Source organism: Pantoea alhagi, assembly GCF_002101395.1.
GTDB lineage: Bacteria > Pseudomonadota > Gammaproteobacteria > Enterobacterales > Enterobacteriaceae > Mixta > Mixta alhagi.
Genome location: NZ_CP019706.1, coordinates 1,715,288 through 1,729,906 on the forward strand (window position 1 = coordinate 1,715,288; position 14,619 = coordinate 1,729,906).

13 protein-coding genes are annotated in these 14,619 nt (G+C 51.5%); 3 read left to right on the forward strand and 10 right to left on the reverse strand.

The annotated features are described in order from the left end of the window. Positions 1-63 precede the first annotated feature (63 nt). Entirely contained in the window at positions 64-1,149 is a 1,086-nt protein-coding gene (locus B1H58_RS08035) for a glycosyltransferase (RefSeq protein WP_085069304.1), read from the reverse strand. 275 nt (positions 1,150-1,424) lie between these two features. On the opposite strand from B1H58_RS08035, the gene B1H58_RS08040 reads away from it, so the two are divergent. Further along, positions 1,425-2,390, forward strand: a complete 966-nt coding sequence (locus tag B1H58_RS08040) for a polysaccharide deacetylase family protein (protein WP_085069306.1) — start codon at positions 1,425-1,427, stop codon at positions 2,388-2,390. 48 nt (positions 2,391-2,438) lie between these two features. On the opposite strand, the gene B1H58_RS08045 is transcribed toward B1H58_RS08040, so the two are convergent. From B1H58_RS08045 to rfaD, 5 genes are read right to left on the reverse strand one after another with little or no spacing between them, the layout of a single operon-like run. After that, positions 2,439-3,596, reverse strand: a complete 1,158-nt coding sequence (locus tag B1H58_RS08045; protein ID WP_167373283.1) for an O-antigen ligase family protein — start codon at positions 3,594-3,596, stop codon at positions 2,439-2,441. Then, complete coding sequence (locus tag B1H58_RS08050) at positions 3,577-4,482, reverse strand: sugar glycosyltransferase (RefSeq protein WP_085069310.1); 906 nt, start codon at positions 4,480-4,482, stop codon at positions 3,577-3,579. Before B1H58_RS08050 ends, B1H58_RS08045 begins: the two co-directional genes overlap by 20 nt. Beyond that, positions 4,482-5,447: a lipopolysaccharide heptosyltransferase RfaC gene (gene rfaC, locus B1H58_RS08055; protein ID WP_085069312.1), complete on the reverse strand. Its 966-nt coding sequence runs from the start codon at positions 5,445-5,447 to the stop codon at positions 4,482-4,484. Before rfaC ends, B1H58_RS08050 begins: the two co-directional genes overlap by 1 nt. Then, the gene (gene rfaF, locus B1H58_RS08060) at positions 5,444-6,493 is read right to left on the reverse strand and encodes an ADP-heptose--LPS heptosyltransferase RfaF (RefSeq protein ID WP_085069314.1); all 1,050 of its coding nucleotides are present in this window, start codon (positions 6,491-6,493) and stop codon (positions 5,444-5,446) included. Before rfaF ends, rfaC begins: the two co-directional genes overlap by 4 nt. Before the next feature lie 16 nt (positions 6,494-6,509). Beyond that, positions 6,510-7,442 (reverse strand): ADP-glyceromanno-heptose 6-epimerase, encoded by a 933-nt coding sequence (gene rfaD, locus B1H58_RS08065; RefSeq protein WP_085069316.1) that lies wholly within the window; start codon positions 7,440-7,442, stop codon positions 6,510-6,512. Between the two features lie 228 nt (positions 7,443-7,670). Between rfaD and kbl the strand changes: the two genes are divergently transcribed. Together kbl and tdh are read left to right on the forward strand one after the other, a co-directional pair. After that, the gene (gene kbl, locus B1H58_RS08070) at positions 7,671-8,867 is read left to right on the forward strand and encodes a glycine C-acetyltransferase (RefSeq protein ID WP_085069317.1); all 1,197 of its coding nucleotides are present in this window, start codon (positions 7,671-7,673) and stop codon (positions 8,865-8,867) included. An 11-nt stretch (positions 8,868-8,878) separates the two neighbouring features. After that, complete coding sequence (gene tdh, locus B1H58_RS08075) at positions 8,879-9,907, forward strand: L-threonine 3-dehydrogenase (protein ID WP_085069318.1); 1,029 nt, start codon at positions 8,879-8,881, stop codon at positions 9,905-9,907. A gap of 45 nt (positions 9,908-9,952) precedes the next feature. On the opposite strand, the gene B1H58_RS08080 is transcribed toward tdh, so the two are convergent. The 4 genes from B1H58_RS08080 to envC all read right to left on the reverse strand — a co-directional run bounded on the left by B1H58_RS08080 (position 9,953) and on the right by envC (position 14,401). After that, positions 9,953-10,861 carry a hypothetical protein gene (locus B1H58_RS08080; RefSeq protein WP_085069319.1) on the reverse strand — a complete coding sequence of 303 codons (909 nt, stop codon included), beginning with the start codon at positions 10,859-10,861 and terminating at the stop codon, positions 9,953-9,955. Continuing rightward, positions 10,854-12,086: a glycosyltransferase gene (locus B1H58_RS08085; RefSeq protein WP_085069321.1), complete on the reverse strand. Its 1,233-nt coding sequence runs from the start codon at positions 12,084-12,086 to the stop codon at positions 10,854-10,856. Before B1H58_RS08085 ends, B1H58_RS08080 begins: the two co-directional genes overlap by 8 nt. An 86-nt stretch (positions 12,087-12,172) precedes the next feature. Beyond that, a complete protein-coding gene (locus tag B1H58_RS08090) occupies positions 12,173-13,072 on the reverse strand; it encodes a divergent polysaccharide deacetylase family protein (protein WP_085072259.1) in 900 nt (299 codons plus the stop codon). Between the two features lie 21 nt (positions 13,073-13,093). Next, complete coding sequence (gene envC / locus B1H58_RS08095; protein WP_085069323.1) at positions 13,094-14,401, reverse strand: murein hydrolase activator EnvC; 1,308 nt, start codon at positions 14,399-14,401, stop codon at positions 13,094-13,096. Between the last annotated feature and the right edge of the window lie 218 nt (positions 14,402-14,619).

Here is a 14,619-nt window from a genome sequence, read left to right on the forward strand (position 1 = left end):
GGCAACGGGGCAAAGCATACCTATCCCCTGCTAAAAATATTATTCCATTGTTGCGCATCATGGTTAATGTTCAATCAACGCAAGATAACGCAAACAGATAGCCTCAATGTAATAGGCTGAAAGATCGAGCTGTTGTAATACCGGCGGCTGATGATAAATGTCCCTGATCTTTTCCGCCAGTGATTCGCTGGTCATTTCCGCCAGCCCGCGTGCCAGCTCCCCCTGCAGAATCGTTTCCGGTCCGCCAGGGCATCGGGTGCTAACCACAGGCGTCTGGCACAGCAGCGCTTCAACCAGCACATTGCCGAATCCTTCGCTATCAGAGCTGACAATCAGCATACGGGCATGTTTTATCCATGCATAGGGATTATGCGTAAATCCTTTGAAAATCACCCGATCGGAAATACCCAGTTGCTCCGCCAGTTGTTTTAACTCAGTAAGGCGTACGGTATCGCCCTGTCCAATCAGCACCAGAGGCGCCTGTAAGCCGCTATAGGCGTAAGCCTGTAACAGGCGATCGTGACGTTTTGTTGGATGGAAACGTCCTACATGCAGTAAATAATCCTGCCCTGCCAGCTCACACGTTTCCTGCGCCTGTTGCAGAATATAATCGACATCGAAAGGGTTATATATAACTGCCTCTTTCGCCGGTTTTATGGCGTAGTGCTGCTTCAAATCATCAAGAACAAACTGCGAAACGCCGATAACGTTACGATTTTCATAGACCCGGCGCGTTTTTTGAATTTTAAGCCAGCGGGAAAAGCCTTTACGTCGCGCCAGGTAAGAGGCGGAGAACACGCCATGCAGACAATACCAGGTTCTGGCGGGATCGAGATGGCGACAACGGCTGACGATGCGATCGGTTTTGTGTAAATGAGAAATCACTAAATCGAAGGCGCCGCTTTGCTGTTCCGCCTTGACGATTGCCCGATCCAGCAGGCGGGCCCGGCGTGGTAGCTCGGTAATTTTACGCCATGGCTTACCACAGCGATCCTGGATTACCTGATAGTCCAGCCCGGCCGGTAAGGGATAATCACATACTCTGCGTAAAGAAAAGAGCGACACCTGATGCCCCAGCGACAGTAAGCCCTTGGCCAGAGTCAGCACAACTTTCTCTGCGCCGCCCCCCGGTAAGCCATCGATGATCATCAAAATACGCCTGGACAATTTTATACATCCTTATGTGTGCAGCAACGTCACTGGCAAAAGTGTAAGAGCTATTTTGTTGTTAGTTAAGTTTCTAATCACACCAACTGGATAATAACTTGATTAAAGTTCAACGGAACGCAGCTGGCGGTTAATCAAGCGAAGCTTAGCCTGCGATGGGCGGCAAATGAAGAGGAATTATCGTAATGAAATAATTTTGCTCTGCTTGAAGGGGCTGCGTAACATGGCGGCTCAACCCGTGGAGCGTTGGAAGTAAGATGAACAAACCGGCTTTTCTCATCACAATTGATACTGAAGGCGACAATCTTTGGCGCAATCGGCAGACCATTACCACCCGTAATACGCTTTTTTTGCCGCGCTTTCAGGCGCTCTGTGAAAAATATGGCTTTAAGCCGACCTGGCTGACCAACTATGAGATGGCAAGCGATCCGGCTTATGTTGAGTTCGCTGCTGATGTGATTCAGCGCGGTCAGGGTGAGGTGGGTATGCATCTGCATGCGTGGAACAGTCCGCCGGAGACGCCGTTAACCGATGATGACTGGCGCTGGCAGCCCTACCTGATTGAATATCCAGACGCTTTGTTGCGTGACAAGGTCAGGTTTATGACCGATCTGTTGGAAGAAAAATTTCAAACCAAAATGCTCAGCCACCGCGCCGGACGTTGGGCATTTGATGAGCGTTATGCTGCAGTACTGCGTGAGCTGGGCTACCAGGTTGACTGTTCGGTTACGCCGCGCGTTAGCTGGCGTAATTCACCAGGGGCGCCGCAGGGGCAAGGCGGCACCGACTACAGTCACTTTCCACAGCACGCCTATTTTCTGGATCCGCAGGATATTTCACGCAGCGGTCATTCCACGCTGCTGGAAGTGCCGATGAGCATCCAGTACAAACATTCAGCGTTTATGAATCAGCTGAAGCAGGGTTACGATCGCTTACGCGGCAAAAAACGTGGCCCATCGGTTAACTGGCTGCGCCCTTCCGGCGGAAATCTGGCTGCCATGAAGCGAGTGGCAGAATTAAGCCTGGCGCAGGGCAATGATTACGTCGAGTTTATGCTGCACTCTTCAGAATTCATGCCAGACGGCAGCCCGACGTTTAAAACTGAAGCGGATATTGAACGACTGTATGAAGATTTAGAGGCGCTGTTTAGCTGGCTACAACAGCGTACGCAGGGCATGACACTGGCAGAATATTATGTACTAAAACAGGAAAAGATTGTTTAAACAGGCGTGAGAAGCGATGGCCTTGTAAAACCAGACCATCGCATATTTCTATTTGCTACGCTGCCCGTATGGGGTAAGGATAATAGCATACGGAAGCCAGAACATAACCCAATAAATATCGGGATTCCCAATAATAAACATTCCCTGAGTTAGGTAGAACATTAAGGAAAAACAGAAAATACTGGCTTCGAGTTCCTGATGGTTCTTAAAGTGCTGCCAGGCACGATAAAGACCATAAGCAATCATCACGAAAAAGATGAATAAACCAGTAAAACCGCCTTTTAACAAAGTAGAAAAGTACAGGCTATGCGTAGTATGGATATTTTGACCAACACTATTAACAAACGCCAGATTTTTATCAAAGCCCCAGCCGAACCAGGGTTTTTGCAGCGCAACTTCTACAGTATGAGACCAAATTCCGAAGCGGATAAAGCTTTGTTGATATGAAGCGATAAAGCGTGAAATCAACTCATCGCTATAATGCGTAAAGTAGGCGAGAAAGGCGACAAGAATAAGGATAGTTGCGGCCATCATCAAATGACGCATATGACCTTTATGAAACCGAAACATCAACGGGAGGCTTGCAACTACCAATGACAGAACCGGCCCTCTGCTTTGTGTCAACAGCATAGCAATAAATAACACAGCTATTGGGATATAAAAAATATGGCGGCCGGTTTCGCGAATTAAAAGTAAGCCAAAGAAAATGCCCAAGCCAAAATATCCTGCTAAATCAATGACGTTATCTGGTGCTGCAAAAAAACCATTGTCTAATCGCATGGTTAAAAAATGCCTTTTGTCGACTTCCCATAATGTTAGTATGCAAAGAAGAGTAATACTGAAAAACAAAATGCTATAACTAACCTTCTTATTTAACTGCAAGAATAAAACAGAAAAGGCGATAATATAGAAACTGTGCTTAAGGGTGGAAATTATATTTCCTGGGTTATCAGACCATAAATTACTTAAGCTAAAATAGCAAAGGAATAAACCCATTGCGGCAATGCCTTTCAGCAAAGCATGGTCATTAACTAACTGTTGACGGAAAGGCTTATTTATTAAAAAAGATAGTAATAATAATCCAAATGACACATGAAACAGATTTGTAACGCGAAATTCCTCGCCAAGCAGAGGCAGGAAAAAAAGAAAAAGCATGAAAATAAATTGGCTAGCTTTTGTTATGTTATTAACTACTGACGAAGTCATCAGGAGACACCTTATGGAAAATATTATCGGGGATAGCGCTTGTGGCAGAAAGATTATAAACAGGAATGCCTTTTTTAGACAAAATGCTACTGGCATGTTGAAATGCAGGTAATATTATGCTGGTAAATTTTTCCTCGAGAAAAGACGGTAGCATCGTTTGTTTTGTTTCATAAAATCTTGGGTTATTAAAGTTATTCATGTCTAACCCAGCAAAAATTATCTTTTTCGGCTGCATAAACCCAGCGATTTGTAATGACCAAAACGCAACGGTGCCTGCATCGAAAATACCTGTTCGTATATCCTGCGAAAAAGCGATATGTCGATGCCGTGCATCAAGATGTACAGCATCCATCTCTTTATACTGGTCGGGTATTTCCTCCGGGAAAATTCGGGGTTGCATAATTTTAAAACAGGCGTCTTCTATTAAAGCAAGCCGACATTTTATTTGTGCTAAAGAAATGGCATCGATAATTTTCAGAATGCCATGCATCGTCGTGAAAAAAATAAGTTCAGATTGACTGACAACTTCTTTAACCATGTCCATATGGCGGTCCAGAAAGGTCATATCAACAATAACATAATAGTGGAAATCGATTTCCTGATGCTTAAACCATGCTCCGTTTAGGCCCATCGCCGGTAGTTGCTGAAGTACTGAAAAATCCGTATGGTTAACCGAAGGGCCTGTCGCAACGATCAATAACTTTTCAGGTCTTTCATCGCGCAGCAATGAAAGATTATACAGCGGCACTGGCTGCCCTCGATAACGTAAACTATCGATATGGCCTTGCTCGGCACGACTAATTTTAATATAGGGCCAAAGGTTTTCATTGTGCCGATAACGACGCGGATGCGTGTATCGATATATTTGTTTAAAAAAAGTCCCCATTAAATAAGCGTCCTAAGCCTGCTTTCGACCTGTGCCGCACTAATATCTTTCATTTCAATCGAATTTTCAGGCTTGCATGCCTGTTGATTCAGTCCATAGCCGCCAATCAGGCCGGGATCGGTCGGGCCGTAGAGTGTAATGTTAGGACGATCGAGGGCGGCAGTGAGATGGCTCAGGCCGGTATCCACTGAAACCACCGCTTTTGCGCCTGCCAGCGTTTGCGCCACCTGCTCCAGCGTTAGCTTCGGCAGCACGTCGACATGATCAAAACCGGCAGCCAGACGCTGCGCCCGCTGATGCTCATGCTCTGCTCCCCAGGGAAGTTTAATCCGCAAACCGGTTGGCTCAATTAACGTAATCAGCTCACGCCAGTGGCTTTCAGGCCAGTGTTTGTTATCACGCGTAGTGGCATGCAGAAAGACCAGATAGCGTCCCGCATCAGCGGGTGGGTGAGCAAGGAAATGAGAAGCAATGGCATAATCGCCCTGCGTTTGCGGTTTCTCATAGCCAAGACTTTTGGCAAACAGCTCACGAGTGCGTTCTACGGCATGCTGTCGCTTATCAATTTCGTGGCGTTTGTCATACCACCAGCTGGCGAAAGGCTCACGTGCGCTGCGGCTGTCCTGACCATGCTTAATGCCTTTTGCCAGGCGGGTTACCAGCGCTGCGCTTTTAATCAAACCCTGAGCATCAATCACCACATCATATTCACACGCCTGCAGTGCTCGTTTGAACGCGACACGCTCTTCGCGCTGTTGGCTGCCGAACCAGTGTTTACGCCAGCGGCGAATCGCCACCGGCAATACGCGATCCACCGCCGGATGCCAGCCTGGAATTTGTGCAAAGTTTTCTTCAACCACCCAGTCAAAGCGAATATCAGGGATTTCTCGCATGGCATCGGTCAGCGCCGGTAACGTATGAAGGACATCCCCCATTGAAGAGGTTTTAACAATCAACACCTTCATGCACGCTCCTGCTGACTTAATAATGTCATAAGTTCTTCCATAACGCGCGCAGGCTGGATATCGATCAGGCTTTGATGGTAGCCCTGATCCGCCTCGCCTTTACGTACCTTATGATAGCCGGTAATCAGGCGAATAACGCGAGCCTGCTGTGAGAGCGGCGGAGTAAAATCGGGGCTGCTGGGCCCGTATAGCGCCACCAGCGGACGATTTAGCGCGGCGGCGATATGCATCAGCCCTGAATCATTGGTGACTACTGCATGGCAGTGTGCCAGCAGAATGACCGCCTGCTCCAGCCTGGTTTCACCGGCCAGGTTATGGCAATAGTGACGTCCGGCTTCATCCAGCGTTTGACAAATCTGTTCGCCGGTTTCCCGATCCTTTGCAGAGCCAAACAGCACAATCTGATAGCCAGCGGCAATGAGCTGCTGCGCCAGCGTGGCATAGTGATAGTGCGGCCAGCGTTTGGCCGGGCCAAACTCCGCGCCTGGGCAGAAACCAATGATTGGCCTTTCAGCGTTCAGAGAAAACTGCGCTGCGGTTTCGATTTTTTCCTGCTCTTCCACCTGCAGGCGAGGCCACAGCAACGGCTGAGGCAGGTCGCGGGCGCTTTTAATGCGCGAGGCGTCATAGGCCAGCGCCACGTAGCGCTCCACCATCAGCGGGAAAGCGGGTTTATCCAGCACGCGCAGATCGTTTAACAGGCCGTAGCGCATTTCGCCACGCCAGCCTACGCGCTGCGGGATACCTGCAAAAAAAGGCACCAGCGCCGATTTAAACGAGCCGGGTAACACATAGGCGCGCTGATATTTTTTATGGCGCAGCGCTTTGCCAAGACGATAGCGCTCGCCCAGCGCCAACGCGCCATGACCCAGCGGCATCGCCAGCGCCTCATTGACTTCCGGCATGCGCGACAACAATGGACGACACCAGGCTGGCGCCATCACGTCAATCTCGGCATCAGGATGCTCGGCCTTCAGCGTACGATAGAGACTTTGCGACATCATCATATCGCCGACCCATGAGGGGCCGATTACCAGTATTTTCATGCCGGGTGCGCCTTCCTTATGCGTCGCGGTTTAGCCAGGCCATATAATCAGCCACGCCTTCGGCCACGGTTTTAAACGGTTTGTCATAGCCCGCCGCCCGCAGATTAGTCAGATCCGCTTTGGTATAAGCCTGATAGCGGCCTTTGAGTTTTTCCGGGAAAGGAATGTACTCGATCGCCCCTTTTTGATGGTAAGCCAGCGCGGCATCCGCTACGGCCTGAAAAGATTCGGCACGGCCGGTTCCGCAGTTAAAAATGCCGGAAACGCCTTTTTTCCAGAACCACAGATTTACCGCAGCCACATCGCTGACGTGAATAAAGTCGCGCCTGAAGTTATCGCTGCCTTCAAACAATTTAGGATTCTCGCCGTTATTCAGCTGCGTATTGAGATGGAAGGCAACGCTTGCCATGCTGCCTTTATGGCCTTCACGCGGCCCGTAAACGTTGAAATAGCGGAAGCCGCACACCTGAGAATCCGCTTCCGGCAGAATTTGGCGCACATAGTGATCGAACAGCATTTTCGAATAGCCGTAAACGTTTAACGGCTGCTCATACTGGCGCTCTTCAATAAAGTTGTCGTTGCGCCCGCCGTAGGTGGCCGCCGAGGAAGCGTACAGGAAAGGGATCTGGCGCTCCAGACAGAAGTGCAACAGCTCTTTCGAGTACTGATAGTTGTTATCCATCATGTACTTGCCGTCCCACTCGGTGGTGGAGGAACAGGCGCCTTCATGGAAAACCGCTTCAATATCACCCAGGTCATCACCGGCCATTGCGCTGGCAATGAAATCCTCTTTATCCATGTAATCAGTGATATCAAGATCGACCAGATTCACGAATTTGGTGCCGTCTTTCAGGTTATCCACCACCAGAATATCGGTAATACCTTCATCATTGAGCGCTTTAACAATATTGCTGCCGATCATACCGGCGCCGCCAGTCACAATAATCATGTGCTTAACCTTAAACAGTGAGGCGGAACGGGAGGTTCCACACCTAAATAATGCTCATCATAACATTTCATTGGCAGACAGGCAGCCAGAGGAGTCCGTAACGAAATGTAACCCCGGCGTCAGGCGTGATATATGCTGCAAAATTCACATTCTGTTGCGTCGATTATCGTTTGACGAGTCAGCGTTCAGTATGATGTGCCGACTATAAGCCGGTCACGGAGAATAAAAATGCCTGCGGATTTTTATCGTCAAATTGAGCAACAGCTGGCAGTAACGCAACAGGAAGGTTTGTTTAAGCAGGAGCGGATTATTACGTCGGCGCAGCAGGCTGAAATTCGCCTTGCGGCGGGTCAGGAGGTCATTAACTTTTGTGCCAATAACTATCTTGGACTGGCTAACCACCCGGCATTAATCCTGGCGGCCCAGGAAGGGATGGAGAGCCACGGTTTTGGCATGGCATCGGTGCGCTTTATCTGTGGCACGCAGGATATCCATAAGCAGCTGGAGCAGCGGCTGGCTGAATTTCTTGGTATGGAAGATGCGATTCTCTATTCCTCCTGTTTTGACGCTAATGGCGGGCTGTTTGAAACTCTGCTGGGGCCGGAAGATGCGGTGATTTCCGATGCGCTGAATCATGCTTCGATCATTGATGGCGTGCGCCTGTGCAAGGCGCGGCGCTATCGCTATGCCAACAATGATATGGCAGAGCTGCGGGCGCGTCTTGAAGAGGCGCGCGCAGCAGGCGCGCGACATATTCTTATCGCTACGGATGGCGTCTTCTCTATGGACGGCGTTATCGCCAATCTGCGCGGTATTTGCGATCTGGCCGATGAGTTTGATGCCTTAGTGATGGTGGATGATTCGCACGCGGTAGGTTTTGTGGGCGCGGGTGGCCGCGGTACGCATGAATACTGCGAGGTGATGGGGCGCGTCGATATTATTACCGGCACGCTGGGCAAAGCGCTTGGAGGCGCTTCCGGCGGCTATACGGCGGCTAAAAAAGAGGTGGTGGAGTGGTTGCGCCAGCGCTCACGGCCCTATCTGTTTTCTAATTCGCTGGCGCCGGCGATCGTCAGCGCCTCGCTGCGGGTACTGGATATGCTGAGCGACGGCGATGGCCTGCGGCAACGTCTGTGGGATAACGCCCGCTACTTCCGTCAGGCGTTAACCGACGCAGGCTTTACCCTGGCCGGTGCCGATCACGCCATCATTCCGGTGATGCTGGGGGAAGCAAAGGTGGCGCAGGAGTTTGCACGTTTGCTGCAGAACGAAGGCATCTACGTCACCGGATTTTTTTATCCGGTGGTGCCGCAGGGGCAGGCGCGTATTCGTACGCAAATTTCCGCCGGGCATACGCGCCAGCAGCTTGAGCGTGCGGTTGATGCCTTTACGCGCATTGGTAAACAGCTTGGCGTTATCGTCTGAGGAAAGTCGCTATGAAAGCACTGGCAAAACTAAAGGCAGCAGAAGGGATCTGGATGGTAACCGATGCGCCGATCCCGGAGCCCGGCCACAACGACCTGCTGATTAAAATCCGTAAAACCGCTATCTGCGGCACCGATACTCATATTTATAACTGGGATGAATGGTCGCAAAAAACCATTCCGGTACCGATGATTGTCGGCCATGAGTATGTAGGCGAAGTGGTTGCGATTGGGCAGGAGGTTAAAGGCTTCGCCGTTGGCGATCGCGTCTCAGGAGAAGGGCATATCACCTGCGGCCATTGCCGTAACTGCCGCGCTGGGCGCACGCATCTCTGCCGTAATACCGTTGGTGTCGGGGTTAATCGTCAGGGCTGTTTTGCGGAATATCTGGTCATTCCAGCGTTTAACGCTTTTAAGATCCCCGGTAACATCTCCGATGAGCTGGCAGCGATTTTCGATCCCTTTGGCAACGCGGTGCATACTGCGCTTTCCTTTGATTTGGTCGGTGAGGATGTGTTGATTACCGGCGCCGGGCCGATTGGGATTATGGCGGCGGCGGTATGCAGGCACGTTGGCGCGCGTCACGTAGTAATTACCGATGTGAATGAGTATCGTCTGGGGCTGGCGCGTCAGATGGGCGTCACGCGTGCGGTTAACGTAAGCAGTGAATCACTAAAGCAGGTAATGAGCGAGCTGGGCATGACCGAGGGCTTTGATGTCGGGCTGGAGATGTCGGGCGCGCCGCCTGCGTTCCGCACCATGCTGGAGGCAATGAATCACGGCGGGCGCATTGCGCTGCTGGGCATTCCTCCATCGGATATGGCGATCGACTGGAATCAGGTGATATTTAAAGGGCTGTTTATTAAAGGGATCTATGGCCGTGAGATGTTTGAAACCTGGTATAAAATGGCCGCGCTGATCCAGTCTGGACTTGACCTGACACCGATAATTACCCATCGCTATAGCATTGATGAGTTCCAGCAGGGATTTGACGAAATGCGCTCGGGGCGCTCAGGCAAAGTGGTGCTGAGCTGGGATTAATGATGATCGGCTGCCCGCATCAGTACACTACGGGCAGCCGCACGCTTACTGTTTCTTTTCTGCATCGGTCAGGTAACGCACTTTACGCGTATAGTCCTGACCTTTAAACAGCAGCGGCGCATCCGCAGACTGAAGATATTTCTGCCATTCGCTCAGTGGAAAGCCGCCATGCGCGCCAATCACTTCTTTCGGAATAGTGGCTTCCTGACCGCCGATACGCTTGGAGACCGGCCAGTTTACCCAATCTCCTAAATTAACTGTTTTAAAATCAAGTAAATCAAGCAAAAGAGCTAAAGGTAACTGATCTGTAGGTGGCTGCGTATCATCCATTAAATGCCATGTATCTTCAAAAAGTGCTTTCCATAGTGGGCAAAGCCTTTTCCAGGTTTTTCGCGTTGCTACAAGAAAAGCACTATTAACATGATCAACCAGATAAGGACGAATACTATTTTTGTAATAGGTGGGTTTATTACTTACGGAACCGGCCTCTAGTTTAGCTGCCATTTTTCCCTGTCGGAAACTGGAATAAATATGATCATCTTTTGGGCAAATGTTCGGCATTTTTAATAGATTTAAATCCGAATCGATCATCAAAATATTCTCAGAGGCCGCATATAAGGGTGCCTGAATCTTAATTAACCGACTGCGATAGATTTGCTTATAGCGATAACTCTCTTCACGGTCCGGCACCGTCAGCGTGACCACGCGCGTCTTTGGCGGCAAATTGCGGAAAAGCGCGGCGGGCTGATCGCTGACAATGACAATCTCTTCTGCCCGTTCGGCATAGCGTGAAGCAAACAGCGCGCTTAGCTCGGCTTCCTCAATAAAATCTGCGCCGGTACAGGGGATCACAATGGAAGTAACAGGCACCTCGCCCTGCACCTCCGCCTGCGTATAGGGGATATTGTGCCGCGACTGGATATGACGGTATTGAGGATTTAAAAATTCAAACATGAGAAGAAGATTCCTTTGCCACGCTTCGCAACAGGGCTTCGACGCCCGCCACATAATTTTCAATAGCGTAGTGAGATTTAACGTTGGCATTAGCCTGTGAAATCAGCTGCTGGCGCAGGGCGTGATCCTGGCTGAGCGTCTGCATATGCGCACAAAGGCGTGCGGTATCGCCATATTCAAACAGTAGCCCGGTTTGCCCATTATCAACCAGCTCGGCGGTGCCCACCACATTCGAGCCGATTACCGCCGTATTGACCAGCATCGCTTCCAGCACCACGCGCGGCAGGCCTTCACTTTTAGAGGCCAGCACAAAGACATCCATGGCCGCCAGATAATCGAGCGCGTTATTGCGAAAACCGGTAAACGTCACGCGATCGGCAATGCCTTCGCGCGCAGCCAGCTGTTGCAGGCTGTTCAGCTCCGGACCCGTGCCGACTACCACCATATGCCAGTTAACCTGCGGGCAAGCTTGCTGAAAGGTACCCAGCGCCTGCAGAGTATGATGTGTCGCCTTACGGGCAATAAGCGAACCAATACTGCCGAATAAAAAACACTCTTCCGGCAGGCCAAGCCGGGCGCGAACCGTATGACGATCGGGCAGAGGCTGATGGATATCGATGGCGTTGGAGACCGTGAAGCAGCGTGAAGGATCAACGCCGCTGGAGCGCAGGGTTTGGCAGACGCCATGAGAAACGGCAATCACCGCATTGACCCGCTGATTAATCATGCGGACCAGTCGCGGAGTCAGTAGCGGCTCAATACGGCAATGTTGCACCAGAGCAACGGGAATCCCGGCTACCGCCAGGTAACCTTCAACGTTAGTGCTGGGCTGGTTGTTCATATAGAGCGTATCGTACCCGCCCTGCAGCAGCAGCTCACGCAGCCTGAGTGCGTTAGGCTCAACGCGCCAGCGACGATCGATCGTCTCAGCCATGCGCTTTTTCAGCGAACGGCTGAAAAACAGTAGCGCGCGCAGCAGCTCTTTTTGCAGCTTGGCTGAGAGAGGTTGTTTACGCTGCGGAATAAAGATGACCGGAATGCCGATGGCGTTCAGCACCGACTCGATGGTCTCACCCTCGCCGCGCTGATAATTGTAATAAAAACAGCAGGTAATATCGAAACGGTCGCGATCGATACGCTTCAGTAGCTCCAGCATACTGTTGGTGCCGCCGCCCCATTCTCTGCCGTTATCCAGCAACAGGATTTTTTGTCGAGCTTGCGTCATCGCGCCATATCCTTACGCTCACGAAGGAAGAAATGATCAGGGCGGCATTATAAAGATTTCCTGCCGCGCTGACGATGGACAATCTGTCAAAACAGGCTAACGATCTTTTTCACCAGCGGGCTTTGCGCAACGCTCTCGGTAATCACCTCCAGCGCGCGCGTTGCCGGCACCGGCGTTAGCGGCTGCGGCAGGCGGCAGACCGCGACGCCACGGAACGGATTACGCGGCTTCGGCGCGGTTTTCGGCGGCACCGGTACGGGCACAGGATTCGCAGGGGATGACTGCGGCTCATTCAATAGCTGGCTGGGTCGTACCAGCGTCACGTCTGCAGGCAGATTGGGCAGCATCTGTTGTAGAACGCGTACGGTAGAAGGATGGGGATGACCAATCGCGATCGCTGAACCATTGCGCTGCGCCAGATGCACCGCGCGATTAAATTGCTTGCGAATCTCTGCTTCGTTCTGGTTATCATCAAGAAATACGCGGCGCTTAATGACTTTTACACGCGTGCCGGCGGCGGCACGCGTAGCCTGGCTGTTGCCAATGGTCATGCTGTCGAGAAAGTAAAAACTGTAGTGATCCAATACCTGCATGACTTTTTGCATTCCTGACAGGCTGGAGGTCATTTTACTGCCCATATGATTATTCATGCCCACCGCATAGGGCACGTTAGCTACCGCGTTATGAATGATACGAGCAATTTCGTCAGCGCTCATTTCCGGCTGAAGCGTATCCCGCTCCAGCGGCTGCTTGCTGAGCGGGGCCATCGGTAGATGAATCAGCACTTCGTGCCCATGCTGGTGGGCTTTGGTTGCCATCTCACGTGCATGCGGAGCGGTAGGCAATACCGCTACCGAAATAGCGTTCGGCATCTGCAGCACCTGATTTTCCTGCTGGGGACGATAACCAAAATCATCAATCACGATAGCCAACTTACCGGCGCTCGCCGAACAGGCGAACAGCAGGCCGCTTAGCGCCACGGCCATTCTTTTAACTGAAAACAACACTTATCTTCCTAACCACGGGAGTGGGTTGACCGCCTGTCCCTGACGACGGATTTCAAAATAGAGTGACGGCGTACCGCGGCCGCCGCTGGTGCCGACCAGTGCGATCGGCTGTCCGGCTTTTACCTGAGCGCCGGTAGTGACCAGCGCGCTCTGGTTATAGCCATACAGGCTCATGTCGCCCTTGCCATGTTCAACCACCACGACCAGCCCATAACCTTGTAACCAGTCGGCCATTAGCACGCGTCCGTCGGCGATAGCTTTGACTTCGGTACCTTCCGGCGCATCGATCACCAGTCCTTTCCAGCGCAATTCGCCCTGGAGCGCTTCACCGAAGCGATGTTCGATACGACCACGTACCGGCCAGTAGGCCTGGCTACCGGGGCGGCCCAGGCCGCCGGTACGCGACATCAGCGAGCGCTCGCTTTCAGTGGGTTTATAGGTAGAGCCCCTGGCTTTCGCCTGCGCCTGGCGCTTACGCACCTGCTCCGCCTCCCGCGCCTCACGTTCAGCGCGTGCTTTTGCTTCGCGCTCGGCACGGGCGATTTTATCCTGCAGGCGGCTTTCGTTCTGGCGCATCTCTACCAGGTCGGCCTGATCTTTTTCCAGCGCGCTTTCCAGCGTCACGAGCGTCTTTTTCCGTGCAACGCGCGCCTGCTCCAGCCGCGCCTGTTGCGTTTGCTGTTCGCTTAGCAATGCCTTCTGCTGGTTCTGTTTGTTGAGCAAATCTGCTTTTTGCGTGGCCAGATCGCGCCGCGTTTTCTGCAGTTCATCAATATTTTTCTGCCGTGCTTCGTTGAGATAACCGAAGTAAGAAAGGATGCGTTCGCTGCGCTGGCTCTCTTCACCGCTAAGCAGGAGCTGCAGGCCGCTATGCTTGCCCTGACGAAAAGCGGCGTCAAGCTGCTGCGCCAGCAAGTTTTCCTGCTGCGTCTGCTGCTTTTGCAGCTGAGCGATAGAGTGGTTTAGCGCATCGATCTCGTTGTTCAGACGGGTCAGCAATTGCTGAGTTTGCCGCAGTTTACGGCTGGCTTCAGCAATGATTTTTTCCTGGCTTTGCAGCTGATCCAGCAGCTTGCTGCGCTGTTCTTTTTGTAAGCGAACGCTCTTTTCTTTTTCAGCAATGTTTTGCTGAATAGATTTAAGCTGGGATTGATTGTCATCCGCAGCGCTGGCATGCAGCGGCAACAGCAGTACGCCAGCACATAACAGGCTGACGGAGAGCGCGGACAAACGGCTGTGTAACGGCGCGTAACCGGCCATAAAGTTACCTGAAGTCCATGAATGTAAAACTGATGCTTTTTCCCTCATAAGGAGTCGATTATTCCATGATGAATAGCCGCTTGCCAGCGATGGGCCAGGCTTTTGCGTTTCTGTTCGTTTCAAACGCCTTTCTTTTACCGCACGGCAGGCAGCAAAGAATGCAATTCGCTTTATTAAAAGGACATTAGCGGATAATCGCCGCCTCTGCCGCGCCTTTTTACCGTCGGGTTTCAGTATTGTTTGCGCCACGGCAAATTTTTTCCGCT